We start from the raw sequence: 24,353 nt of genomic DNA on the forward strand, positions 1-24,353 counted from the left end.
TCTCCCAATCAGGCAACAGAGCGCAAGGATGGTTTACCCTCGCCGGACAGGCGCGATTCCATGAAGCGTGTGTACCACTCCACGAACTGAGCAACGCCGCCTTCATGAACCTCGGAATAAGGACCCGGCTCGTATGCCGGCGAGAGAATGCCGCGGGCGTTTTCCTCAACGATCTGGCGGTCCTGATCATTTGTTTCGGTCCAGACGTGGGTCAGTTCCTCCAGGCGGTAGTCAATGCCCTCGACGGCGTCCTTGTGGACCAGCCACTTGGTCGTGACCGCCGTTTCCGTCGCGCTGATCGGCATGACGCGGAAGGTAATCGCGTGGTCGGACAGAACGTGGTTCCAGGTCGTCGGATAGTGGAACAGAAGCAGGGTTCCGATGCGATCCTGATTGACCTGATCCGAAAGGCGCATGTGCACGGCCTTGCGGCCCGAAATCGTGTAGCTGATCGCATCGCGCAGAAGCGGCATGCGGGCTGCGCGGAACTGACCGTCTTCGTCGATCTGGAATTTGCTCGGCAGGCCGATTGCCTCGCATTTGGCCCAATGTTCGGCCGTTTCCGGGTCATCGGCCGCACCGCTGACGCCGGAGATTGAGGGGTTCTCCGGATAGGTTTTGCAAAGCTCAGGATGGTTGCCAGCGCAGTGGTAGCATTCGCGGTTGTTTTCCCAGACGAGCTTCCAGTTGCCCTTCTCAATGATCGTGCTTTCGTAAGCCACTTTGGCCTCACGCAGACGGTGCGGCAGGAAATAGGGTTCCATCGTCTTGCGGAACGGCTCGAAATTCATCGGTTCGTCGGCGAGCGAAATGAAGATGTAGCCGCCGGCGCTCTCGCAAGCCACCTGTTTCAGACCGAATTGCGACGGGTCGAAATTATCGCCCATCTGGCGGGCGAACATCAGCGAGCCATCCAGATCATAGGTCCACTGGTGATAGGGACATACAAGATTGGCCGCGCTACCGCGATGTTCGGCACAGACGCGCGAACCGCGATGGCGGCAGGAGTTATGCAGTGCGTTGATCTTACCATCGCGACCGCGCACGATGATCACGGAATAGGCCCCGACATCGACCGTCATATAGTTGCCGGGGTTGGGCACTTCGCAATCATGACCGACAAAGAGCCAGTCCTTGTACCAGATATTTTCCAGGTCGACCTGGAAGTAATCGGGATCGTTGTAAAAAGGCCGGTCCAGTGTGTAACCGGGCTTACGGTTACGGAGCCGGGAAAGCATATCAGAGCGAATATCCATCATTTGGTCCTCGAAAAAGCAACAAGGACTGGGCCTGTGGACACGATTGGAAACGACCGCCCCGCCCGGAATTCCGGCAAACAGGGTCATCCGCTCCTTGACCGCCCACCGCGATCAGTCAGATTCAATTTTTCCGAGGCTGGTTTCCGGGCTAGAGAATTGTCCTTTCGAACTGCGCGACACCTTCCCAGGCATTTGCCCAGTGGCCTCCCGTCGCGCTTTGATCCTCTTACCGTTGCGGGGGCAGCGCCGGACTTTCACCGGCTTCCCAATTCTCTTGAAACATCCACAATGCTCAAGCACCTCGATTGAACCCATATCACCACAGGATTTTTGCAGTGGCGATATCGTTTGCGACATGAATCTGCCGTTCAAAGAAAAACTTGAAATTTGCAAAGGGCAATCAGAGGTCTGAGACAGCACCTAGTTTGAAAGCTTCGCGAGAAATGTCTTGAGAAGAGCGTTCAGCGCTTCCCTTTCCTGCTCGCTCAAGGGCGCAACAAGGGCACGCTGATTCTCCACATGCGCGGCAACGACCTCTTCGATCAGCGCTAAGCCTGCAGGCGTCAGGGTCACGATCATGCTGCGGCGATCTTGCGGATTCTGCTGGCGCGTTACCAAGCCTGCCTTGACGAGCTGATCAATACGGTTGGTGACCGTACCCGATGTGATCATCATGCTTTCCATCAATTCGCCGGGCGATAGCTGATAGGGCGAACCGGAGCGGCGCAATGTGGCCAGAACGTCGAAGGATGCGCTGTTCAAACCAAAGCGGCTGAAGATGGCCTCATGACGCCGGGCTATAAACTCACGCAGCTGGGCGAGCCGGCCGATGAGCGCCATGGGCTCGACATCCAGGTCGGGCCTTTCACGGTGCCACTGCTCGATGATCTTGTCGACGTCGTCCATAAGAAACCTGAACACGTTAATATCTTGACGTCAAGATTTATTCATTTATCTTGACGTCAAGATAAATTGGAGAGAGACCATGCGACATTGGACCGATCTGCTGCTGACGGCATTGGCACCGATGATCTGGGGCAGCACCTATATCGTCACAACCACCTTTCTGCCGGGACTTGACCCGATGCTGGTTGCGCTGTTGCGGGCCCTGCCTGCCGGGCTCTTGATGCTGTTGTTTGTCAGGCGGTTACCGACCGGGCTCTGGTGGTTGCGCATCTTTGTACTCGGTGCGCTCAATTTTTCGATTTTCTGGTGGATGCTTTTTCTGGCGGCTTATCGGCTTCCCGGCGGTGTGGCTGCAACAGTCGGCGCGGTGCAGCCGCTGATCGTGGTTTTCCTCGCGCGCCTTGCCCTGGGGTCGCCGATCCGCAGTGTTTCCCTCATCGCAGCAGTCATGGGGCTGGTTGGTGTTGGCCTGCTCATCCTGACACCGGATGCCGCACTTGATACCGTCGGCATCGCAGCCGGTCTTACAGGCGCCGTTTCCATGGCTGCCGGAACGGTGTTGACGCGACGGTGGCGCCCGCCCGTGCCGCTCTTGACCTTCACCGCGTGGCAATTGACGGCGGGCGGCATCCTCCTTTTGCCGGTGCTCTTCATTGTCGACCTCGCGCATGTCGAATTTACTCTGGCTGGTCTCGGCGCGATCCTGTACCTCGGGCCCATTGGCGCGGTCGTCACATACTGGGTCTGGTTTCGTGGTATTGCCCGGCTCGACCCAAACCTTGTTTCGCCGCTGGGTTTCTTAAGCCCGACGGTTGCGGTTCTGCTCGGATGGCTTCTGGCCGGTGAGCATTTCTCGGGCGCACAGATCTTGGGATTTGGGCTGATTGCCGTGAGCATTCTGATGGCGCAATGGCGCAGAAAAGAACCGGTGATCGCCTCCACCTTGAAGGCCGCGACGGCGCATCGCTGAACCGTCAATGCAAAACCCCGCCCGGATCGCTCCGGGCGGGGTTTTCAAGAAACGCGTCGGACCGATCAAGCCTGAAGCACGATCACCTTGGAGCCGGTCGGAACGCGGCTGTAAAGATCGATCACATCGTGGTTGAGCATGCGGATGCAGCCGGACGACATTGCATAGCCGATGGATTCGGGCTGGTTGGTGCCGTGGATGCGGAAGTTGAGATCGGAACCGCCACGATAGAGATAGAGCGCGCGGGCACCGAGCGGATTGTTCAGGCCACCTGGAACACCACCAGCATATTTGCGGTTGCGCGGGTCGTTGCGGATCATGTTCGCCGTTGGTGTCCAGTTCGGCCATTCAGCCTTGCGGCCCACATAGGCATTGCCGCGAAGCTGCTTGCCTTCCTTGCCAACACTGACGGCATAGCGGATGGCCTTGCCATCGCCGAGCACATAATAAAGACGGCGTGCCGGCGTATCGACGATGACGGTACCCGGCTTATGGTTGGTCTCGTAGGCGACTTCGGTGCGACGGAACTCTTTCTTGATCTTCGAAAGCTCCATCTTCTTCATCGGGAACTTTTCGTCCGGCTTGGCCGCATAGTTTTTCAGCTGATCGGAATATTCCGAGCTGCAACCGGCAAGAAGTGCGGTAGCACCAATAAGAAGACCTCGGCGCGAAATCGGCATGCTTATGACCCCAGTTAAAGAATTTCGTCGTTCGTCATTATTACATTTATGGTTAATTCATCCTTAAAGCCGAGACTATGCCGTATATGCAACAGCCCTTATCTTTCTGCCTGGGACCGGGCTTTAGCCTTATCGACCTTCCAGCTTTGGCAGCTTGATCGCCCCACCGGTTTTGACCGTCCTGACGGCAAAGTTGGAACGAATGTCGATCACAGATGGAAGGGACAGAAGCTTCTCCGTCAACAGTGCTTCATAGGCTGCGAGATTTTCCACGACGACCTCGGCTAGAAAATCGGTGTCGCCGGAAATCATGAAGCAGGAAACCACTTCAGGCAGTTCTTCCAGCGCATCCTGGAGCCTTTGTGCACTCTCGCGATTATGCCGCTCGACCTTGAACTCGACGAAAACCGTCAGTTCAAGCCCAATGGCGGTGCGGTCTATATTCACACCGTAGCCGCGGATGATACCCGCTTTCTCCATGATCCGGATACGCCGCAAACAGGGCGACGGGGAAAGATTGACGGCTTCGGCTATCTCGACATTGGTCGCGCGGGCATTCTTCTGCAGTTCACGAAGGATGGCGTGATCATACTTATCTAGTTTTAGCATAATCCACCAATTTTGTTCTCTGAACTTATGAAATCTACCATAAGAGGCTCACATCATGCTATAAAAAGCAAGGACACGCCACGCCTTTTGCCCCTAATATCTCTGCAGATTTCAACAGCGAATTTTGTGGAACCGGCACATGGCAATTCCATCAGGCGAAACGGAAATGAGCGCGTCCAGAAAAGCTGCCGGCGTTGCGGCATCGCTGTCGGTCGTGTTCATCTGGGCGACGTGGCTTGTTTCCACGCGCTATGCCACTGCGACACCCCTGAAGCCGCTTGATCTCAGCCTGTTGCGCTATGGCATTCCCGCACTTGTGCTCGCGCCGGTCTGGTTAAAAACCGGGCTTTTGCCAAAGGGCGTATCGAAGTGGACAATCCTGCTGATTGTTTTGGGCTCGGGTGCGCCATTTTTCCAGATCGTGGCCTATGGTGTGAAATTTACGCCAGCCTCTGCAGCCGGCGTGTTGCTGCCAGGGCTCATGCCTTTTTCGGTGGCGATGATCGGTATTCTGTTCATGGGTGAGCGCCCCGATCTCAGCCGGCGTCTTGGCATGGCAGCCATTCTGCTTGGCGGCCTGATGTTGCTTGCTGAAAGCATGCTGGAAAACAACGGTATCGGGTGGCAGGGCTTTGTCGTTCTGCCCTTCTGCGGCATTCTTTGGGCGATTTATACGCACAGCTTCCGCAATTCGGGCCTCAACGCCATTGAGGGTGCAGCCCTGATCTGCATCTGGTCAACGATATTCAACGTCGCGCTCATTCCATTCCTGGGTCTCCACTACATGGAGGCGACCATCGGTCAGATTGTGCCACAGATGATCGCGCAGGGAATTCTATCCGGTCTCGGTACAACGCTTCTTTATGGAACCGGGGTGGCCATTCTGGGTGGGACACAGGCGGCAGCCTACACTGCCATTACCCCGGTGGCGGCAGCCTTCGGAGGCGCACTTGTACTGGGTGAACAACCCGGCCTGATGACGTATGCAGCCGCCTTCGTTACAGGCGCTGGCGTTCTGCTATCAACCGGCATTTTCTCTCGCCGGGTTTGATTTTCTGCAAGAAACTGAGTGTTTTCGGCGATTTTTCTGCTGAATGGCACATTATAAACACTTTGGTTACCATAAGCGGTCATAATTAATTCATAAGCGATGTTTGGGAACTATTAACCTGCATCGCGAGTGTTCTCGGCGAGCGCCTGTGTTTCAGCTGCTTCGCCGACCCCGTGTTGCGTAAGTGTGGAAAGCGTTTTTATGGCGTATGCGTATCAGACGTGCTCAGGCGTAATCGGCCGCTCAGCCGGCGGATCGAAACGCCCTCTTCTCTCCTCCCGACTGGCCAAAGCCGCCATGTTCATCGCTGCCGGAACGGTGACCACCGCTCTGCTGGCCGTGGCGACACTATCGGCAACATCGGTGAGCACGCGCACCAATGATGCGCGCCATGGCGGCCTTTCGGCGCTCATGATCAGTTCACCGAAGATCAATGCTGAGATGGCCTCGGCCCGCACCTTCAAGGGCAAGAAATTCGATCGTCTCAATCTACCGGTTCATGAGAGCGTCAGCGCACGGTTTGCCTCAGCCGCTGACGCTGCCGTGGGCAAGAACCCGCTCTTGAAGAACTTTGAAATGGCGCTGGTCACCCAGCCTGCCGTCGAGCCGCCGGTCAATATTGCCAAGGCCGAAGACACGACCAATTCCAGACTTCTGGCGCCTGTCGAAACAGCCTCCATTCCTGAACCGCAGATTACAGGCAGCATTCCGGTCAAGTCGCAAAACGAGGTGGCGCAGCAACTGGCATTGGCAGAGCCGAAGACCAATCCTTTTGAAGCGGTTTTGAACGATCCCGATCTGGAAATTCCCCTGCCTGCGTCGCGTCCGCGGGTGAAGGCACAGAAAGCGCCTTCCACCCAGCTTGCCTATGCCGCGCCGGATGCGGGCATGGATGAGGTACTTCCCGAAGCCAAGGTCGGCCCGAAACTCAGCCGCGGCGTTGCCATCTATGACATTACCGCGCAGAAGGTTTACCTGCCCGACGGAACGATTATGGAAGCCCATTCCGGCCTCGGCAACATGCGCGACAACCCGAAATATATCAAAGTGAAGGGTCGCGGCCCCACACCGCCGAACCGCTACAAGCTTTCGATGCGCGAAAAGCCTTTCCATGGTGTTCCCGCACTGCGGATGACACCGACGGACTGGTCGAAAATGCATGGCCGAAACGGCATTCTGGCCCATACCTATCTGCGCAAACGCCCCGGCGATTCCGCTGGCTGCATCGCCTTCAAGGACTATTACAAGTTCCTCGACTATTACAAAAAGGGCCTTGTGAAAGAGATTATCGTGGTCGAGCAGATGAACAAGCGTCCGACCTCGCTTGCCTCCCTCTTCGGCGGCTGATCGAGAAAAATTCACAGGAAAAACAAACGCCTGGCCTTACTGGAGCTAGGCGTTTTGTTTTTGGGGGCATAGCTAAAGAATGAACCGCATCGCCACCCGACGCGCAGGGTCCAGTCCTGCTGCGATCTGACGGTTGAGGATGGCTAAAAGGTATGCCGGGCAAACAGCCGGCTCGACGACTTTAAAACCCAGCGCCGCGTAAAAAGGCATATTGAAAGGCGCCAGCCGGTCTGTGGTGAGGGTTGCGGATACAAAACCGCGTGTTGCCGCTTCGCTCAAAAGTGCCATCATCAAGCGCCGACCGATACCCTGGCGCTGGAAATCCGGATGCACATCCAGCTCTGCGACATAGATTTCGTTTTCCACTATATAGGCGCTTGCATATCCAATCAGTCTTTCGGCATGCGTGAAAGCACCCAGCAGAAAGCCGTCATTGAAGCAGCGTTCAAGTTCCGCATCGCTGCTTGCCATGGGCGAGCCAAAAACGGCACCTGCCGCTCTCAAGGTCTCGAAAGCGGCAAGTTCCACATTTTGAATGTCTTTGAAATGTTCACGCCCCGCGGGACGGATTGCGATCTGCATGCTCCCTCCCCGCGGTTTTGAATAACAGCGCGATCAGATGCCTTCGATGCTGCGGACCCAGCCGCGCTCATCGTTGGTCTTGCCGCGCTGGATGCCAACGAGCTTGTTGCGGAGTTCTTCCGTCAGAGCGCCCGTTTCGCCGCCGTTGATGGAGAATTCGCCACCGTTGAACTTCACCGTGCCGATGGCAGCGATGACGGCTGCGGTCCCACAGGCGAACACTTCTGTTACCTTGCCACTTTCGACATCGGCCTTCCATTCGGAGAAGGAGTAGAAGCGCTCTTCAACCGCGTGGCCGCTCTCTTTGGCAAGCTCGATAACCGATGCCCGGGTGATGCCTTCCAGAATGTTGCCATTCAACGGCGGGGTGACCAGCGTGCCGTCATCCCTAACGAAAAACACGTTCATACCGCCCAGCTCTTCGATATGCTGCTCGCCGCGGGCATCGAGGAAGACCACCTGATCGCAGCCATGTTCATAGGCTTCGGCCTGTGCCTGCAGGCTTGCGGCGTAGTTTCCGCCGCATTTTGCAGCACCCGTTCCGCCGGGAGCAGCGCGCGTGTAGTTTTCAGAAACCCAGATGGAAACCGGCTTCGCGCCACCCTTGAAGTAGGGACCGACTGGCGAGGCGATGACACAGAAAATGTAACTCTTGGCCGGGCGAACACCCAGGAACGCCTCGGTGGCGAACATGAAGGGGCGCAGATAAAGGCTCGCATCACCTTCCGGCAACCATGCCGCATCAATGCGCACGAGCTGCTCGACAGCTTCCAGGAAAAGCGCTTCCGGCACTTCAGGCATCGCAAGACGCTTGGCAGAGCGGTTGAAGCGCTTGGCATTCTGGTCAGGACGGAAGAGCACAGCGCGCCCATCGGCAGCGCGGTAGGCCTTCAGACCTTCGAAAATTTCCTGCGCGTAATGGAGAACACTTGCCGCCGGGTCGATTGCAAAGGGGCCGCGCGCCTTGATTTCAGGCGAATGCCAGCCCTTGCCCTCGGTCCACTGCACCACCGCCATATGGTCGGTGAAGATCCGGCCAAATCCAAGATCCTCAAACAGTTTTGCACGATCTGCTGCCGAAACCGGCGCAGTGTTGGGATGTATTGCGAATTTGAGTGTTTCCGTCTCGGCCAACATGGCGCAACCTCTTTTTTGATTATAGGTCAGTGATACTGACCTTTTTTAATCACGTCAAGCCACATTTGCCCCTGCAGTCTCGACACCTTAAGCCGAGCCTTACCGCAAAGTTGAAACTGCTGCAAAGCCTATATTGGGGTTGAATCCTCGGCTTTTTGACATCAACGGGCAAAAAGAAAGGCGGGCAAACCACCCGCCTTGTCTTAAACTAAAGAGCCTCTGCGCCCCGTTTCATCCAAACATGACTTGTTCGGATAAACCGGACCTTCGCCGCATTTTCTGACGGAGGTCCGTGCGGCCCCGTTTTACCCAAACATGACTTGTTCGGATAAACCGGACCTTCGCCACATTTCCTCACGGAGGTCCGTGCGGCCCCGTTTCATCCAAACATTACATGTTCGGATAGACCGGACCTTCGCCACATTTCCTCACGGAGGTCCGTGCGGCCCCGTTTCATCCAAACATTACATGTTCGGATAAACCGGACCTTCGCCTCCTTGTGGCGGCACCCAGTTGATGTTCTGGTTCGGGTCCTTGATGTCACAGGTTTTGCAGTGGACGCAGTTTTGGGCGTTGATGACAAATTGCTTCTCGCCGTCTTTCTCCACCCATTCGTAGACGCCGGCAGGACAGTAGCGCGATGAGGGGCCGGCATAGATTTCCAGCTCGGACGCCTTCTGCAGCGCCGGATCCTTGACCTGCAGGTGGCAGGGCTGGTCTTCTTCGTGGTTGGTGTTCGACAGGAAGACGGACGACAGACGGTCGAAGGTCAACACGCCATCGGGCTTCGGATAGTCAATCGGCTTGTGCTTTTCGGCTGGCTCCAGCGAGGCTGCATCTGTCTTTCCATGATGCAGTGTGCCGAAAAGCGAGATGCCGAAGAGCTGGTTCGTCCACATATCGAGGCCACCGAGGCCGATGCCGATATAGGTGCCGAACCTGGACCAGAGCGGCTTGACGTTGCGCACGCGCTTCAAGTCCTTGCCGATCGATGTTGCGCGCCATTCGTTTTCGATTTCGATGGGCTCATCATTGGCACGACCTGCGGCAATGGCTGCGGCGATCTTGTCGGCTGCCAGCATGCCCGAAATCACGGCATTGTGGCTGCCCTTGATGCGCGGCACGTTCACAAAGCCCGCCGAACAGCCGATCAGAGCGCCGCCGGGGAAGGAAAGCTTCGGCACGGACTGCCAGCCACCTTCGGTAATCGCACGTGCGCCGTAAGAAATACGCTTGCCGCCTTCGAACGTGTCGCGAATGGCCGAATGGGTCTTGAACCGCTGGAACTCTTCAAACGGGAAGAGATACGGGTTCTTGTAGTTGAGGTGAACCACGAAACCGACAGCGACGAGATTGTCTTCCAGATGATAGAGGAAGGAGCCCCCGCCTGTGGTGGAATTCAGCGGCCAGCCGAACGAGTGCTGAACAAGGCCGGGCTTGTGCTTTTCGGGTTTGACTTCCCAGAGCTCCTTGATGCCGATGCCGAATTTCTGCGGATCGCGGCCCTCGCTAAGCTGGAACCTGGCAATCAGCTGCTTGGCAAGCGAACCACGCACACCTTCGCCGATCAGAACGTATTTGCCGTGCAGTTCCATGCCGCGGGCATAGTTGGGACCGGGCGTGCCGTCGCGTTCGACACCCATGTCGCCGGTCGCCACGCCGTAGACTGCGCCCTCTTCATTATAGAGCACTTCGGCAGCAGCAAATCCGGGATAGATCTCGACCCCAAGCTCTTCTGCCTTGGCGGCGAGCCAGCGGCACACATTGCCGAGCGATACAATGTAATTGCCATGATTGTTCATGAGCGGCGGCATGAGGACATTGGGCAGGCGAACAGAGCCTGCCGGACCCAGCATCAGGAACTGGTCGTCGGTCACCTCGGTCTTGAACGGATGGTCGGGATCATCGCGCCAGTCGGTCAGCAGGGCATCAACGCCGATCGGATCGACAACAGCGCCAGAAAGGATGTGCGCGCCCACTTCCGCGCCCTTTTCCAGAACAACCACCGTCAGTTCGGGATTGACTTGTTTCAGACGGATCGCGGCAGATAAACCGGCCGGACCAGCGCCAACGATAACAACGTCGAATTCCATGCTTTCGCGTTCGGGAAGTTCCATTTCTTCGCTCATTCAGTCTCTCCGTGTCCCAACCTTGAAGGGCTCTCCTGCCTTCCAGCCTGTTTGGCAAATGTGGTGCCCGGTGTCGAGCCGGGTTCCGCTATTTGATATCGATTTTGCGAATTTATAACGCAGAATTATATTACGTTTACGTGAACGTCAAACAAAACGCGAAAAGTGGGCCAAATTGCCACACCGACAGTGAAAAGCGCCTTAAATTTGCCGATCCAGTTTTGCATTTTGGTTTCGAAGCGATACGATTCAACTGTTTCGCGGAATTTGCTTCGCTAAGCGTAAAAATTGAAATCCACCTCGCCATCGACAGTGTCCGCTGTTGATGGCTTGTCAGATACAAATTGACCATAGTGCCTGCCAACGAGGCAAAAAACCTTCAGACACAGAGCGATTTAACAATGAGAAGTTCCACTGCAACGCTTGCGCTGACATGCCTCCTGAGCCTTGGTTTGGCGGGTGCGGCTTCTGCAGAAATGCAGTTTTCTGCCTATAGCGGCTATCAGACCGCACCACATTCGAATGTGCAGGTCAGCGACCAGGCTGATTTCACTGCACGCTGGCTCGGCAAATCCTTCTCGGCGCCGCCCTATTGGGGTGTGCGCGGCATCTGGTGGATGGAAGAGCTCAATCAACCGAATCTCGGTCTCTCTATCGATTACACGCACAACAAGGTTTATGCCGATGGCGCAACGCTTGCCAAAGCCGGCTGGTCGCATTTCGAATTCACCGATGGCCTGAACCTGCTGACGGCGAACCTGCTCTACCGCTTTGCCGAGGAGAACCGCCCATGGACGCCTTATCTTGGTGCCGGTATCGGCATCAACGTTCCGCATGTGGAGGTCACGCGTGGCACGGCAAACACCTTTGATTATCAGCTTGGCGGCGTGGCCCTGCAATGGCAGGCCGGTATCGACTATCGGATCAACAAGAACTGGTCGGTTTTCACCGAGTACAAGGGCAGTTATTCCCGCGTTGATGTGAAAATCGACAGCGGCGCTCGCATGAAAACCAATTTGCTGACGAACGCCGTCAATTTCGGTGTTTCCTATCACTTCTAGGCGTATCGAACTGCAAGGTTTGGAGGATAGGCGCTCGCTGTCACGCCTTTGGCAAACGACATTATGAAAAGATAACGGGTGCTTAAACCGGCAACCGACCTTGATAAGGGATGCGCCCATGCACTAAAACGGTGGTCGACAATCGTTTTAGCAGAGAAAGGCAGTCATGGATCTCGGCATTGGAAGGAAGCGCGCACTGGTGCTTGCAGCATCGCGCGGATTGGGGCATGGCATAGCAGTGGCTCTCGCACGCGAAGGCGTGGACGTGCTTTTGTGCGGGCGATCCGAAGACAAGCTTGCCGCCAATTGCGATGCCATCAATGCGGAAAGCGGTGGCCGGGCCGATTTCGTGGTGGCCGATCTCAATGATCCGGGCTTTGCCGAAATGATGGCCGCCAAGGCGAAAGAGATACTCGGCGGCGTCGACATTCTCGTCAACAATACGGGCGGCCCCACACCCGGCACAACCGACATGATGTCGCCGGAAAAGCTGGCACAATATTTCCAATCCATGGTCGTGAGCGTGATTTCGCTGACCAATCTGCTCCTGCCGGAGATGAAAGAGCGCGGCTGGGGACGCATTCTCACCTGCGCCTCGTCCGGCGTGATCGAGCCGATCCCCAATCTTGCGCTGTCCAACACGCTGCGCGCTTCACTTGCCGGATGGTCGAAGACATTGTCTGCCGAGGTTGCGCAATTTGGCGTGACATCCAACCTCTTGCTGCCCGGACGCATTCTGACGGACCGCATTCTTGAACTCGACACGGCGAATGCGCAAAAAAGCGGAAAGTCGCTCGAGGCCGTACGTGCTGAATCAGTCCGCACCATTCCGGCGGGCCGCCTGGGCGACGTGCAGGAATTTGCAGCCACGGCTGCCTTCCTGTGCTCTGAACCGGCAAGCTACATCACCGGTGCCATGATCCGCTGCGACGGCGGTGCTTCCAAGTCAATCTAGGAGACCACACATATGATCAGGCGGGTTCTGTTCTGGGGCGGACTTCTGGCCGTTGTCATAGGCGCGATCTGGACGGGGCAAGGGAGCGGCTATTTCCCCTACCCGGCGCAAAGCTTCATGATCGATAACAGCCCTTGGGTTACCTATGGAGCGATCGTTGCCATCGCAGGGCTGATCGCCATGTGGCTGAGCCGCAGACTGAAGTAATTTCATCTCGCGCAGCAGATGTTGTTTTCGATTGCCGGGATCAAACCCGGCAATTGCTTTTCCGGGCCCGTTGTGCGATGAGGCCCGCCCTTCTCATTTATCATTTCAGCGCGTGTCCCATCGCGGCGAGCAATTTACCAGGTATTGACCATGACCTCCCTCGGCTTCGATTTCGGCACGACCAACACCGTGCTCTCCATAAAATCCGGCAATGGCACCAAATCGCTGAACTTCGTGAGTTCGGGCGGACGTACCGACACAATGCGCACGTGTCTGTCTTTCATGAAGGACAAGGACCTCGGCGCTGCAGCGTTGAAGGTGGATGCCGGGGCAGCGGCTATCCGCACCTTTATCGATAATCCCGGCGAAAGCCGCTTTCTGCAGTCGATCAAGACCTTTGCAGCAAGCCCGCTTTTTCAGAATACCGCCGTTTTTGGTCGACGCATGGCATTTGAAGACCTGATGGAAGCATTTCTGCGTCAGTTGATGGTCTATGCGGGCGACGAATGGCCAAGCAATGTGACACGTATTGTTGCCGGGCGTCCGGTGCGCTTTGCCGGTATCAACGCCAATGAAGGTCTGGCGCTGGAACGCTATAATGCGGCACTTTCACGTTTCGGCTTTCCGGAGGTTCAGTTTGTTCTGGAGCCTGTCGCGGCCTCTTTCTATTTTGCCGAAACGCTCACGCAGGATGCCAATGTGCTGGTGGCGGATTTCGGCGGCGGCACATCGGACTATTCCATCATCCGGTTCGAGCGGATTGCCGGTAAACTTCACGCAACGCCCATCGGCCATTCCGGCGTTGGTGTTGCCGGCGACATGTTCGACTATCGCATCGTTGATCATGTGGTCAGTCCGCTCATCGGCAAGGGCAGCCATTTCAAGAGCTTCGGCAAACTGCTCGACATACCCTCAAACTACTACGCCAATTTTGCCCGCTGGAACCAGTTGTCCATCTTCAAGACCACCAGAGACTTTGCAGACCTGCAGGATATCGTGCGCTTTGCCGTCGAGCCGGAAAAGCTGGAGCGCTTTGTCGAGCTGATTGAGGATGACGAAGGCTATCCGCTCTATCAGGCGGTCGCGAAAACGAAGATGGCGCTTTCGGGGGCCGACGAGACAGAGTTTTACTTTGCACCACTGGGTGCCGACAGCAGGAAGGTCGTCCGGCGCGCCGATTTTGAAAGCTGGATCGAAGATGATCTTGCACAGATGGCCAACGCCTTGGACGAGGCTGTCGACAATGCCGGGCTGGCGGCCAGCGACATCGACAAGGTGTTCTTGACCGGCGGGACGTCCTTTGTGCCGGCTGTGCGCCGCATCTTTACCGACCGGTTCGATGCTTCGCGAATTGAAAGCGGTGGCGAGCTCCTTTCCATTGCGCATGGTCTTGCGCTGATTGGGGAGCGCGACGATGCCACCGCATGGGCAGCGTGAATTCGACTGGAAGAGTGGCGGGAAAGAGTTTCCTCCAGCCGGCGAGACGCCTATAGTAGAAACATGATGGACGTTCAGGACCTTTCAGCACAGGAACTCGCAGCCCTTCTGCATTTTTATGCCGATGCGGGGGTTGATTATCTGCTGGAGGAAGAGGCCGTCGACAGCATTGCCGAATTTGAAGTGCAGAAAGCGCAGCGGCAATCGGGGCGCAAGGATGTGCGAGAAACCACCCGTGCGCAGAGACAGGTGCCTTCAGCACCGGCCATGCGGCCTTCTGCTCCCCTGCCCGTGCCCGACGATGAAGCCGTGGCTGCGGCACGGGCTGCTGCCGCTGCAGCAGAAGACCTCGCTGGTTTGTATGAGGCTGTTGCCGGTTTCGAGGCCTGCAATCTGAAAAATAGCGCCCGCAATCCGGTCTTTCCCAAAACGGCGGCCGATACCGGTATCCTTATTTTGGGACCGATGCCCTCCTCCGATGATGACCGGGAAGGCTCGGCATTTGCCGGTCGCTATGGCGAGCTCCTTGAGCGTATGCTTGCCGCCATCAATATCGGGATGCAGGATGTGACGCTGGCGCACTGCATACCCTGGCGTCCGCCCGGCGACCGTCCGCCGACACAGGCTGAGATGGAAATCTGCCGCCCCTTTGCCGAGCGGCTCATAATGCTCAGCCAAGCGCGTATCATCATGTTGATGGGCAATATCAGTGTTCGGTTTTTCCTCGGGAACGGCGCAACCGTCCATTCCGTCCGGGGAACCTGGCAAAACCTGTCGGTCAACGGCCAGGACATTCCCGCGCTTCCCATGCTGCATCCCCAGGACCTGATCCTTGCGCCGGCCAGCAAACGCCTGGCCTGGAGCGATCTCTTGAGCTTCGAAGCAGCACTCAAACGCTGATTAGCCCCAAGATGAACAATTTATGTAAACAGCTATGCGAAAGGTGCATAGCTGCCTTTCTCGCTCGCGCCTTGCAAAAGCAATGCTGCACTGCAATATCAAATCACGTCTTGGGAGGAATCGAATCAGGAACCAAGGCTATGATACAGGAACTCAGAACGAACTTTTCAAACCGCGATATCCTTTATGCCGATGGCATCGTGCGGCATCGCGTAACCCCCAACAGCCTCAGCAATGTTGCACGGCGCACCATCAGTGGTGCCTGCACGCGGCGTCACGCGCCTGCCTTTGCAGATTTCATTCAACGCTAAGAGGGGAAACCAAGATGAAACCGCATGTAAAACGCCCGTTTTCTGCCATTGTTGATACGTATGCAGCTGTGAAAACCGCAGTGTCGGCCTCGCAGGACTATCGCCGCGTTGCCGAAATGCGCCGTGCTGGCAAGAACGATATTTCCGTTCTGCCGCTTTAAGACGCCAAACTGACATGATTTTCAGTTTATGACACGTCATCCCTGCGGGGTGACGTGTTTTCGCATGGATGCGCGCTCCAAGCCCAATTTCCGCTCGCGATAGATGATAAATATGCCCGCGGCCACAACAATGGCCGTCCCCAGCAACATCAACGGCTCGGGAACCTCAGCAAACAGCATGTAGGAAATGATCAGGCTGTAGAGGATCGAAACATATTCGAAGGGCGCAATCGTCGAAATATCGGCATGCCGGTAACTTTCCGTGAGGAGAATTTGCGCGACCCCGCCACAAATGCCTGCAATGCCAAGCGACACCAAGGAACCGCTCGACAGGTCAGCCCAGCCGAAAGGCAACGATGCGGCGGAAAGCACGGATGCCGTGATTGAAAAATACAACACGATCGTTGCCGACTTTTCCGTGGCAACCAGTTTGCGCACCAGGATCATGGCGGTCGCGCCCAGCGCTGCGGAAAGTATGATTGCGAGGACGCCGAGCGCCTGTGCGCTTTCTGTCAGGTCGCCCTTCAATACGCTGAATTTCGACCATGAAATGACAAGCACGCCGACAAAACCCGCAACAACTGCGGTCAATCGATAAAGGCGCACCGTCTCCCCCAGAAACACGGCCGCAAATAGAACCGCGAAAAGCGGCATGGCATAGCCAAGCGCCACGGCATCATGCAGCGGCAGGTTCAAAAGCCCATAAAATCCCAGTGACATGGACACGACACCGACAAGGCCGCGAAAAAAATGCCCAAATGGGCGGCTTGTCTTCAATGCGGTGGCGAGCTGGCCGCGAAACATCAGATAAACAACAATCGGAAAAATCGCGAATGCCGAACGGTAGAAGGTTATCTGGCCCGTGGCTATTCCAGGTCCCGCCAGCTTGATCGCCGTTTGCATGCACATGAAACATGTGACAGAGGCAAGTTTCAGCACGATGCCGCGCAACGGGTTTTCTTCTTGGGAAACAGCCATTGTCCTATTTGCGATTCACGCAGAAATTGGAGGTTTCAATCTCCATAGCGCATCTCAGCGGCGAGCGATAGCGCCAGACAGCCTTTGCTCGGCAAGTATAAATTCGCACCAATCACCTCTTTTCTTGGCCGAAAAGTATCAGCACGAATTTTCATTCAAGATTCTGCAAACATTAAGCAAACTTTAACCAAAGAACATAAAAATAGCGATAGTTGAAATAATTCAATACTGCACATTTTTTAGGCAAACACCTTGAGCACCCCCAAAGAACGCATACAATCAACCTCTGACGAAATCCCAGCAACACCGCGTAGTATGCGGGCATTGACGGACACGATTGGTTCAGCCCTCAGCAGATTTGCGACCGACAACTCGCACATTGTGCGCCAGATCAGGCTTCTTGCGACAAATGCCTTGATTGAGGCTGCACGGGCGGGCGAAGCTGGGCGCGGTTTTGCGGTTGTCGCCGGCGAGGTGCGCAGACTCTCGGAAAGCTCCGAGGAAATCGCGGCAGTCTTCCAGAAAAACGTCATGAGCCGGGTCGGCATGAGCCGCGACATTTCCGAAAAGCTGGTTCATCAGATGGAGGGTATCCGCCTGATCGACCTCAGCCTGACGCTGGTTCAGCTTATCGTACGCAATCTATTTGAGCGGACTGCCGACGTTCGCTGGTGGGCGACTGATCCCTCGCTGTGGCAGGCGCTGCAAAACCCTGAAAAAGCAACGTTCGACTACGCGGCCTCGCGACTTGGCGAAATCAACAAGTTTTATACCGTCTATCTCGATCTGGTGATGGTCGACCGTGAAGGTAAGGTGGTTGCGAGCGCAAATCCCAACTACCGTCGCCCATTGGCAGGCCGTAATCTGGCATCGGAAGATTGGGTGCGCGCAGCCTTTGAAACACCCACAGGCGATGATTATTGCGTGGACAAGGTTCGCCAGAGCGAACATCACGAAAAACGCGACGTGCTCGTCTACGCCACCGGCGTGCGTCGCGGAGGGCAGCCGAAAGGCGAACTCCTGGGCGCTCTTGGTGTCTATTTCGACTGGCAGGATCAGGGCCAGGCCATTGTCGAGAAGGAAGCAAATCTCCCGCCGGAAGTTGCAAGCCGAACCACGGTGATGCTGCTCGACCAGAACGGGACGGTGATCGCCAGCAGCCGCAAGGAGCTGATGTATCGCAGTTTTGCACTCAAAAATCCGCAAAATGCGCCAAGCGGCAGTTATTATGACGGCAACGGGTCCATAGTCGCTTTCGCCAAGACGCTTGGTTACGAAGATTATGACGGGCTCGGCTGGTATGGTGTGATCGTTCAGAAGACTGAAGACGAACGCGCGGCGCTGGAAATCATCGCAAAGAAGTAGCGGCTGGCATTGGCCAGCCGCCACAACTGAGCCCCTTAAGCTGCGTCCTGAATGGCCCGCCAAATCTTTTGCGGTGTGGCGGGCATGTCCAAGGCCTTGATCCCATATTCGCGATGCAGTGCATTGATCACGGCATTCATCACGGCAGGCGTCGATCCGATGGTGGCTGCTTCGCCCGCGCCCTTTATGCCGAGCGCATTGTGCGTTGAGGCGACATGACGGGTATCGAACTTGAAGTTCGGCATCGTATCAGCCCGCGGCATGGTGTAGTCCATGAAACTGGCGCTCAGGAGTTGACCATCAGCCGAATAGGTCGTGCCTTCCTGCAGGGCCTGACCGATACCTTGAGCTGCTCCACCGTGCACCTGTCCCAGAAGCAGGACGGGGTTCACGGTTACGCCGAAATCGTCGACGATCTGATAATTGACGATCTCGGTCGTGCCGGTCTCCGGGTCGATTTCCACTTCCACCACATGCGTGCCGTTCGGGAACGTCGCCTGTTCCTGTTTGATATCGGCAACGGCCAGCACGGCTTCCGGTGAAGGGGCGGCCTTTGCAATATCGGCAAAACTGACCTGACGGTCGGTGCCGGCAACGCGTGCCACACCATCGACAAGCTCGATATCGGCAGCTGCGGCTTCCAGTTCGTCAGCGGCCATGTCCTTGATCTTGTCGGCAAGATTTTCGCTGGCCGCGATGACGGAGACACCACCGAGCGGGATGGAGCGCGAGCCGCCCGTACCGCCGCCTTTGGCGAGCTCATTCGTATCACCCTGGCGCACGATGATCTGATCAAAGGGAATGCCGAGCTTTTCAGCGACAAACTGGCTATAGGCGGTTGCATGCCCCTGCCCGTTGGTCTGCGTGCCGATGAAAAGCGTCACGGTGCCGTCCTGGTTCAATTGCAGGTGGGCGGCTTCAGAGCCTGGAAATGCGCAAATCTCGACATAGGTCGAAAGCCCGATGCCACGGATGCGGCCACGGGTCTTGGCCTCGGCTGCACGTTGTTCAAATCCGTCCCAATCGGCATTTTTCATTGCCTCTTGCAGATGACCGTCAAATTCGCCGTTGTCGTAGAGCGGGCCTCCGGGAGTCTGATATGGCATCTGTTCGGGGCGAATGAAATTCTTGCGCCGAACGTCCACGGGCGACATGCCGAGTTCGTAGGCGATGGCGTCCATCAGACGCTCGATGAAATATGCCGCCTCAGGTCGACCGGCACCGCGATAGGCATCGGTCGGCGTGCAATGGGTATAAACGGCTTCAATCTCGAAATCCGTTGTCTGGATGTCATAGACGCCGGTCCGCATCAACCCTGTCATGGTGGGAATCATCGGGCCAAACTGGGAGAGATAAGCACCCATATTGGCGAGCACCTTGATTTTCAGCGCTTCAACCCTGCCATCGCTGGACACTGCGGCCTTCAGATGCGCGACCGAATCGCGACCTGCCGCATCGGCAGCAAAATGCTCCATACGGCTGGAAAGCCACTTTACCGGCGCGTTAAGTCGACGTGACGCTTCCATCACCAGCGGATATTCGCGATAATTGATGGCCTTGGTTCCAAACCCGCCACCAACGTCGCCCGTCACCACACGGATCTGGTCAGGGGACACGCCAAACACATCCGCCGCCAGCGAATTGCGGAGGCTATGAACACCCTGAGAGCCGCAATAGAGCGTCCAGTGCTGTTCATCGCCATTCCAGTCGGCAATGGCGGAACGGGGCTCAAGAAAGTTCGCGATCAGCCGGTTGTTGACCACCGAAAGCTCAATGACCTTATCGGCCTTCAAAAGGGCGGCATCCACGCCGGACCGGTCGCCCTTTTGAAAAAGATAGGCGCGGTTGCTGCCAAGTTCGGGCCAGACCTGCGGAGCGTCGGGCTCAAGCGCGGCGTTCGGATCGACGATGGCATCCTTCACATCCCAATCGATTTCGATCAGTTCGGCGGCATCTTCGGCCTGGTCCTGCGTTTCAGCAACAACAAAGGCCACCGCATCGCCGGCATAGCGGGCTCTCCCCTGGCTCAAGACGGGTGTATGGCGCATTTCCTGCGTCGTGCCGTCCGGCTGGGTAACAGGAATCTTGCATTTCACAGGGCCAAGATCGGCAAGGTCAGCGGCGGTGAGAACCAATTTCACGCCGGGTGCAGACTTTGCATCTTCTGTTGACAGGATTTCAAACTCGGCGTGCGCATAAGGGGAGCGCACAACATAACCGAAGAGCTGGCCGGGAAGCGTCCTGTCATCGGTGAACTGGCCTTTCCCGATCAAGAGCGACTGGTCTTCCTTGCGAAGGACCGAAGCGCCAAGTCCAAACTTCTTGATGGAAACGTTCATTGTGCAATCCTCTCCCTTTTGCCGCTGAGACGGCGCTGCCCCTAACAATAGGACGAGATGATGCGCCTGCAAGATGTTTCGGGGTCGCTTTCGCGAAAAAACTCTATATCATAACAACGTGATATATGCTGCGTGACTCGAAATGAAAGACTGCGTCTCATGCTTGGCAAGTTAATAGCGGCAGTGATCGCCATACCGGTTTTGCTGATTGCCGTGATCTATGGCCTCATCATTTCTCAAGGTCCACAAGAGCGCTTCTCGCCAAGCGAAACCAGTCGAATGGACTATTCCATTCTTACCAAAGCCGATTTGTCCGGCATGCCGCGGGTCCACAATTTCACGGCACGGGATTCGGCCTTGCTTCCTTACCGTCTTTATCACGCCGCGTCGAAAGAAAGCCGCAAAATATACCTGCTTCATGATATCGGATGGCACGGCATGGCCCTCCATCGGCTGGCCACATCCATTGCCTATACCGGCCTTGGTGACGTGATTGTTCCCGACATGCGCGGGCATGGCGCTTCTCCGGCCAGACGCGGTGCCGTGGACTATCCCGGCCAGCTTGAAGACGATCTGATGGACCTGATCAAGCAAACATCCGAACCAGGCGACGCGATTGTCATCGTTGGCTATTCCTTCGGCGGCAGCCTTGCCATTCGCTTTGCAGCCTCACACCAGTCTTCGGTTGACGCACGCTATATCCTGCTCTCACCATTTCTGGGTTTCAACTCCGCCGTGAACCGGGCAGACGCAGACCCTCTGTTGCATCCGCTCAGCCGCAGGATCACTGGCCTCGAACTCTTCGACACGGCAGGTCTCCACATCGGAGGCGAAGAGATCGCCTTACAACTTGCCTATCCGGAAAGCCTTCGCAACGATCCGCTTGGCTACACGGCAACGCCTGATATCACCTGGAACACGCTCTCATCTCTCGACCCGAAAGGGGTTCTTGGCCCCGGACTGAAGTCAATGAACGAGGGTGTATTGGTCATCGCGGGCCAACAAGACGAGCTGTTCGATGCTTCCAAGTATAAGGATGAAATTTCCAAATATTCCAGCAACGTCGATGTCGAGATTATTGGCAATGCAGACCATATAAATTTGGTCAATTCGCCGAAAATTTTAGCAATCATTCAGAATTGGCTGTCAATGTAATCGCAAGAATGCGGGTATTTTCTTTGGAAATTTCCGCCATTTCTGCTGCGTTTCGGGCGACGTCAGGACGCGGCGGGCGACTGTAAAAATTGACTGGGAACCAAGCTTCTGATGCGCACTGACACTGGCAAGGCCGTCCACCTTGAGGATTACAAAGAAACTGATTTCGTACTCGAGCGGGTGGACCTGACATTTGAACTGGACCCGAAAGAGACGAAACTGACGGCCCGTTCGCTTTATCACAGGCGCGAAGGTGCCGGCGCAGATGCACCCCTTGTTCTTGATGGCGACGAACTGAACATGACATCGTTGCTGCTTGATGGCGTTGAAATGCCCCGCGAGCACTATGAGGAAAACGGCAGGCAGCTCATTATCAGCAACCTGCCGGCGGAAATCGCTTTCGAGATCACCGTCGAGACGCTTCTTTCGCCATCCACCAACACCGAATTGATGGGGCTTTATCGAAGCAACGGGGTCTATTGCACCCAATGCGAGGCCGAAGGCTTCCGGCGCATGACCTATGCCTATGACCGTCCGGATTCACTCGGCGTCTATACAACGCATATCATTGCGGACAAGACATCCTGCCCGATCATGTTGTCGAACGGCAATTGCCTTGGCGGCGCGCCCTATGGCGGCGACAAGCATTTTGTTTCCTGGTTCGATCCGCATCCAAAACCGTCCTATCTCTTTGCGCTTGTCGCCGGTGATCTTGGCGTCGTGGAAGATACATTCACCACCATGACCGGCCGGGAGGTGACACTCAAAATCTACGTCGAGCACGGCAAGGAGCCACGCGCAGCCTATGCCATGGATGCGCTGAAACGCTCCATGAAGTGGGACGAAGAGGTGTTTGGCCGCGAATACGACCTCGACATTTTCATGATCGTTGCCGTGTCGGACTTCAACATGGGCGCGATGGAGAACAAGGGGCTGAACATATTCAACGACAAATATGTCCTGGCTGATCCCGAAACCGCGACGGATGTGGATTACGCGAATATCGAAGCGATCATCGCGCACGAATATTTCCATAACTGGACAGGCAACCGCATCACCTGCCGCGACTGGTTTCAGCTCTGCCTCAAGGAAGGTCTTACAGTCTTTCGCGATCACGAATTTTCCGCCGACCAGCGGTCGCGCGCGGTCAAGCGCATTGCCGAGGTGCGCCGGTTGAAGGCCGATCAGTTTCCCGAAGATGGCGGCCCGCTGGCCCATCCCGTGCGCCCGACGACATACAAGGAAATCAACAATTTCTATACGGCGACCGTTTACGAAAAAGGGGCCGAGGTCACCCGCATGATTTCCGTCATTCTGGGGCGGAAGGCTTTCAAGGCGGGTATGGATCTCTATTTCGAACGTCACGACGGTCAGGCGGTGACGATCGAGGATTACATCAAGTGCTTTGAGGATGCGTCCGGCGCCGATCTCACGCAGTTTGCGCTTTGGTATCATCAGGCCGGCACGCCGCTGATCTCGGTCTCAACGGATTACGACGCCGGCAAAGGTGTCTTCACACTCTCGCTCGAACAGATGATCCCGGCAACACCTGGCCAGCCGAACAAGGTGCCGATGCACATTCCGCTGTCCTTCGCGCTGCTGCTGCCCGATGGCTCGAAGGCCGAGCCGGAAAGCATTGACGGCGGCGATGTCAGCAAAGGCGTCATACACCTTCGCGAGCGCAAGCAGGTCTTGACCTTCACCGGCTTGCCGACGCGCCCGGCTCTCTCGCTCAATCGCGGTTTTTCGGCGCCGGTGAATATCCAGTTTGACCAGAATCCTGCCGATCTTGCGCTGATTGCCAATCATGACGATGATCTGTTTTCGCGCTGGTATGCCGTGACCGAACTTGCCCTGCCGGAACTGATCATGGCGACCGCGTCCATTCGGGCAAACGGTGCTGCAGATTTCAGCGACACACTGGTTGATACGCTGGTTTCCGTGGCCGGTGACGAAAAGCTGGAACCGGCATTCCGCTCACAGGTTTTGGCGCTGCCGAGCGAAAGTGACATTGCCCGCGAGATTGCAAGGGACACAGACCCCGATGCAATCCATGCCGCCCGCAACGCATTGTTGAAAGCCGTTGCTCTCAAAGGTGCGACCGTTTTCGCGCAGCTCTTCGATAGGATGAAAACCCCCGACGCATTCAGCCCGGATGCGGAAAGTGCCGGAAAACGAGCGCTGCGCAATGCTGCCCTTTTCTATCTCGCCCATGCGGAGGACTCCCCCGCCCGTGCATTTTCTGCCTTCGATACAGCAACCAATATGACGGATCTGAGCCAGGCGCTCACCGTGCTCGCGCACGAGTTTCCCGATTCCGATGAGACAAAGGAAGCGCTGCGGGCTTTCCTAGCACGGTATAGCGATAATGCGCTCGTTCTCGACAAGTGGTTTTCCGTCCAAGCCTCAGCCCCGGGCCACGGCACACTGGAGCGCGTCAAAGCCTTAATGACGCATCCGCAATTCAATGCGGAAAACCCCAATCGCGTACGTGCGCTTGCAGGCACCTTCGCCTTTGCCAACCCGACAGGCTTTGCCCGCCCGGATGGGGAAGGCTTCACGTTCCTGGCCGAGCAGGTTCTTGCCATCGACAAGCGCAATCCACAGCTTGCCGCGCGGCTTCTCACTGCACTTCGCTCGTGGCATTCACTTGAGCAGGGACGCGCATCCCACGCCCGGGCAGCCCTTCTGTCGGTCGAGCAGAATGACAGCCTCTCCATAGATGTTCGCGATATCGTGGAACGCATGCTGGCGGCTTAGAGCGAGGCCTTGTCTTAGTGATTTGCAGGCCGGGGGCGTATAAGCGCTCGCCGG

The 24,353-nt window shown here is 56.4% G+C and carries 22 protein-coding genes and 1 riboswitch; of the genes, 13 read left to right on the forward strand and 9 right to left on the reverse strand.

Going from position 1 to position 24,353, the window contains the following annotated elements:
• Positions 1 to 8 precede the first annotated feature (8 nt).
• Positions 9 to 1,256, reverse strand: a complete 1,248-nt coding sequence (locus tag NHF56_RS10505; protein WP_252804958.1) for an SRPBCC family protein — start codon at positions 1,254 to 1,256, stop codon at positions 9 to 11.
• Between the two features lie 119 nt (positions 1,257 to 1,375).
• A riboswitch (cobalamin riboswitch) is annotated at positions 1,376 to 1,578 on the reverse strand.
• A gap of 101 nt (positions 1,579 to 1,679) precedes the next feature.
• Complete coding sequence (locus NHF56_RS10510; RefSeq protein WP_252804960.1) at positions 1,680 to 2,165, reverse strand: MarR family winged helix-turn-helix transcriptional regulator; 486 nt, start codon at positions 2,163 to 2,165, stop codon at positions 1,680 to 1,682.
• 79 nt (positions 2,166 to 2,244) lie between these two features.
• Between NHF56_RS10510 and NHF56_RS10515 the strand changes: the two genes are divergently transcribed.
• Positions 2,245 to 3,135 (forward strand): EamA family transporter, encoded by an 891-nt coding sequence (locus tag NHF56_RS10515; RefSeq protein WP_252804080.1) that lies wholly within the window; start codon positions 2,245 to 2,247, stop codon positions 3,133 to 3,135.
• Positions 3,136 to 3,200: 65 nt separating this feature from the next.
• Here NHF56_RS10515 and NHF56_RS10520 read toward each other — a convergent pair whose 3' ends face one another.
• Both NHF56_RS10520 and NHF56_RS10525 read right to left on the reverse strand, forming a co-directional pair.
• On the reverse strand, positions 3,201 to 3,815 hold the full coding sequence (locus NHF56_RS10520) for a L,D-transpeptidase (protein ID WP_252804082.1): 615 nt from the start codon (positions 3,813 to 3,815) through the stop codon (positions 3,201 to 3,203).
• Positions 3,816 to 3,944: 129 nt separating this feature from the next.
• Positions 3,945 to 4,424, reverse strand: coding sequence for an Lrp/AsnC family transcriptional regulator (locus tag NHF56_RS10525; RefSeq protein WP_252804084.1), 480 nt, complete (start codon positions 4,422 to 4,424; stop codon positions 3,945 to 3,947).
• A 139-nt stretch (positions 4,425 to 4,563) separates the two neighbouring features.
• Here NHF56_RS10525 and NHF56_RS10530 point away from each other — a divergent pair, with 139 nt between their 5' ends.
• On the forward strand, positions 4,564 to 5,475 hold the full coding sequence (locus tag NHF56_RS10530) for a DMT family transporter (protein WP_252804086.1): 912 nt from the start codon (positions 4,564 to 4,566) through the stop codon (positions 5,473 to 5,475).
• 201 nt (positions 5,476 to 5,676) lie between these two features.
• The gene (locus NHF56_RS10535; RefSeq protein WP_252804088.1) at positions 5,677 to 6,822 is read left to right on the forward strand and encodes a DUF2778 domain-containing protein; all 1,146 of its coding nucleotides are present in this window, start codon (positions 5,677 to 5,679) and stop codon (positions 6,820 to 6,822) included.
• 72 nt (positions 6,823 to 6,894) lie between these two features.
• Here NHF56_RS10535 and NHF56_RS10540 read toward each other — a convergent pair whose 3' ends face one another.
• From NHF56_RS10540 to NHF56_RS10550, 3 genes are all read right to left on the reverse strand, one after another.
• Positions 6,895 to 7,404 (reverse strand): GNAT family N-acetyltransferase, encoded by a 510-nt coding sequence (locus NHF56_RS10540; protein ID WP_252804093.1) that lies wholly within the window; start codon positions 7,402 to 7,404, stop codon positions 6,895 to 6,897.
• A gap of 33 nt (positions 7,405 to 7,437) precedes the next feature.
• The gene (locus NHF56_RS10545; protein WP_252804095.1) at positions 7,438 to 8,541 is read right to left on the reverse strand and encodes a branched-chain amino acid aminotransferase; all 1,104 of its coding nucleotides are present in this window, start codon (positions 8,539 to 8,541) and stop codon (positions 7,438 to 7,440) included.
• Positions 8,542 to 9,005: 464 nt separating this feature from the next.
• Positions 9,006 to 10,670 carry an electron transfer flavoprotein-ubiquinone oxidoreductase gene (locus NHF56_RS10550; protein ID WP_252804096.1) on the reverse strand — a complete coding sequence of 555 codons (1,665 nt, stop codon included), beginning with the start codon at positions 10,668 to 10,670 and terminating at the stop codon, positions 9,006 to 9,008.
• A 401-nt stretch (positions 10,671 to 11,071) separates the two neighbouring features.
• Between NHF56_RS10550 and NHF56_RS10555 the strand changes: the two genes are divergently transcribed.
• The 7 genes from NHF56_RS10555 to NHF56_RS10585 all read left to right on the forward strand — a co-directional run bounded on the left by NHF56_RS10555 (position 11,072) and on the right by NHF56_RS10585 (position 15,702).
• Complete coding sequence (locus NHF56_RS10555) at positions 11,072 to 11,731, forward strand: outer membrane protein (RefSeq protein WP_252804098.1); 660 nt, start codon at positions 11,072 to 11,074, stop codon at positions 11,729 to 11,731.
• A 166-nt stretch (positions 11,732 to 11,897) separates the two neighbouring features.
• Positions 11,898 to 12,686, forward strand: a complete 789-nt coding sequence (locus NHF56_RS10560; protein ID WP_252804100.1) for an SDR family oxidoreductase — start codon at positions 11,898 to 11,900, stop codon at positions 12,684 to 12,686.
• 12 nt (positions 12,687 to 12,698) lie between these two features.
• On the forward strand, positions 12,699 to 12,893 hold the full coding sequence (locus tag NHF56_RS10565; protein WP_252804102.1) for a hypothetical protein: 195 nt from the start codon (positions 12,699 to 12,701) through the stop codon (positions 12,891 to 12,893).
• Positions 12,894 to 13,043: 150 nt separating this feature from the next.
• Positions 13,044 to 14,330, forward strand: a complete 1,287-nt coding sequence (locus tag NHF56_RS10570) for an Hsp70 family protein (protein ID WP_252804104.1) — start codon at positions 13,044 to 13,046, stop codon at positions 14,328 to 14,330.
• Between the two features lie 63 nt (positions 14,331 to 14,393).
• Entirely contained in the window at positions 14,394 to 15,230 is an 837-nt protein-coding gene (locus NHF56_RS10575; RefSeq protein ID WP_252804106.1) for a uracil-DNA glycosylase, read from the forward strand.
• Positions 15,231 to 15,370: 140 nt separating this feature from the next.
• Entirely contained in the window at positions 15,371 to 15,541 is a 171-nt protein-coding gene (locus NHF56_RS10580) for a hypothetical protein (RefSeq protein ID WP_252804108.1), read from the forward strand.
• A 14-nt stretch (positions 15,542 to 15,555) separates the two neighbouring features.
• On the forward strand, positions 15,556 to 15,702 hold the full coding sequence (locus NHF56_RS10585) for a hypothetical protein (RefSeq protein ID WP_252804110.1): 147 nt from the start codon (positions 15,556 to 15,558) through the stop codon (positions 15,700 to 15,702).
• 36 nt (positions 15,703 to 15,738) lie between these two features.
• Here NHF56_RS10585 and NHF56_RS10590 read toward each other — a convergent pair whose 3' ends face one another.
• Entirely contained in the window at positions 15,739 to 16,680 is a 942-nt protein-coding gene (locus NHF56_RS10590; protein ID WP_252804112.1) for a DMT family transporter, read from the reverse strand.
• 315 nt (positions 16,681 to 16,995) lie between these two features.
• Between NHF56_RS10590 and NHF56_RS20930 the strand changes: the two genes are divergently transcribed.
• Complete coding sequence (locus NHF56_RS20930) at positions 16,996 to 18,045, forward strand: methyl-accepting chemotaxis protein (RefSeq protein ID WP_306431162.1); 1,050 nt, start codon at positions 16,996 to 16,998, stop codon at positions 18,043 to 18,045.
• A gap of 35 nt (positions 18,046 to 18,080) precedes the next feature.
• Here the strand turns inward: NHF56_RS20930 and NHF56_RS10600 are convergent, their stop codons facing one another.
• On the reverse strand, positions 18,081 to 20,384 hold the full coding sequence (locus tag NHF56_RS10600) for a xanthine dehydrogenase family protein molybdopterin-binding subunit (protein WP_252804114.1): 2,304 nt from the start codon (positions 20,382 to 20,384) through the stop codon (positions 18,081 to 18,083).
• Between the two features lie 159 nt (positions 20,385 to 20,543).
• Here NHF56_RS10600 and NHF56_RS10605 point away from each other — a divergent pair, with 159 nt between their 5' ends.
• Positions 20,544 to 21,539 carry an alpha/beta hydrolase gene (locus NHF56_RS10605; protein WP_252804116.1) on the forward strand — a complete coding sequence of 332 codons (996 nt, stop codon included), beginning with the start codon at positions 20,544 to 20,546 and terminating at the stop codon, positions 21,537 to 21,539.
• Between the two features lie 111 nt (positions 21,540 to 21,650).
• The gene (gene pepN, locus NHF56_RS10610) at positions 21,651 to 24,299 is read left to right on the forward strand and encodes an aminopeptidase N (RefSeq protein WP_252804118.1); all 2,649 of its coding nucleotides are present in this window, start codon (positions 21,651 to 21,653) and stop codon (positions 24,297 to 24,299) included.
• Positions 24,300 to 24,353: the final 54 nt, after the last annotated feature.

The sequence above is a fragment of the Rhizobium sp. L1K21 genome (assembly GCF_024055895.1).
In the GTDB taxonomy this organism is placed as follows: Bacteria; Pseudomonadota; Alphaproteobacteria; order Rhizobiales; family Rhizobiaceae; genus Ensifer_A.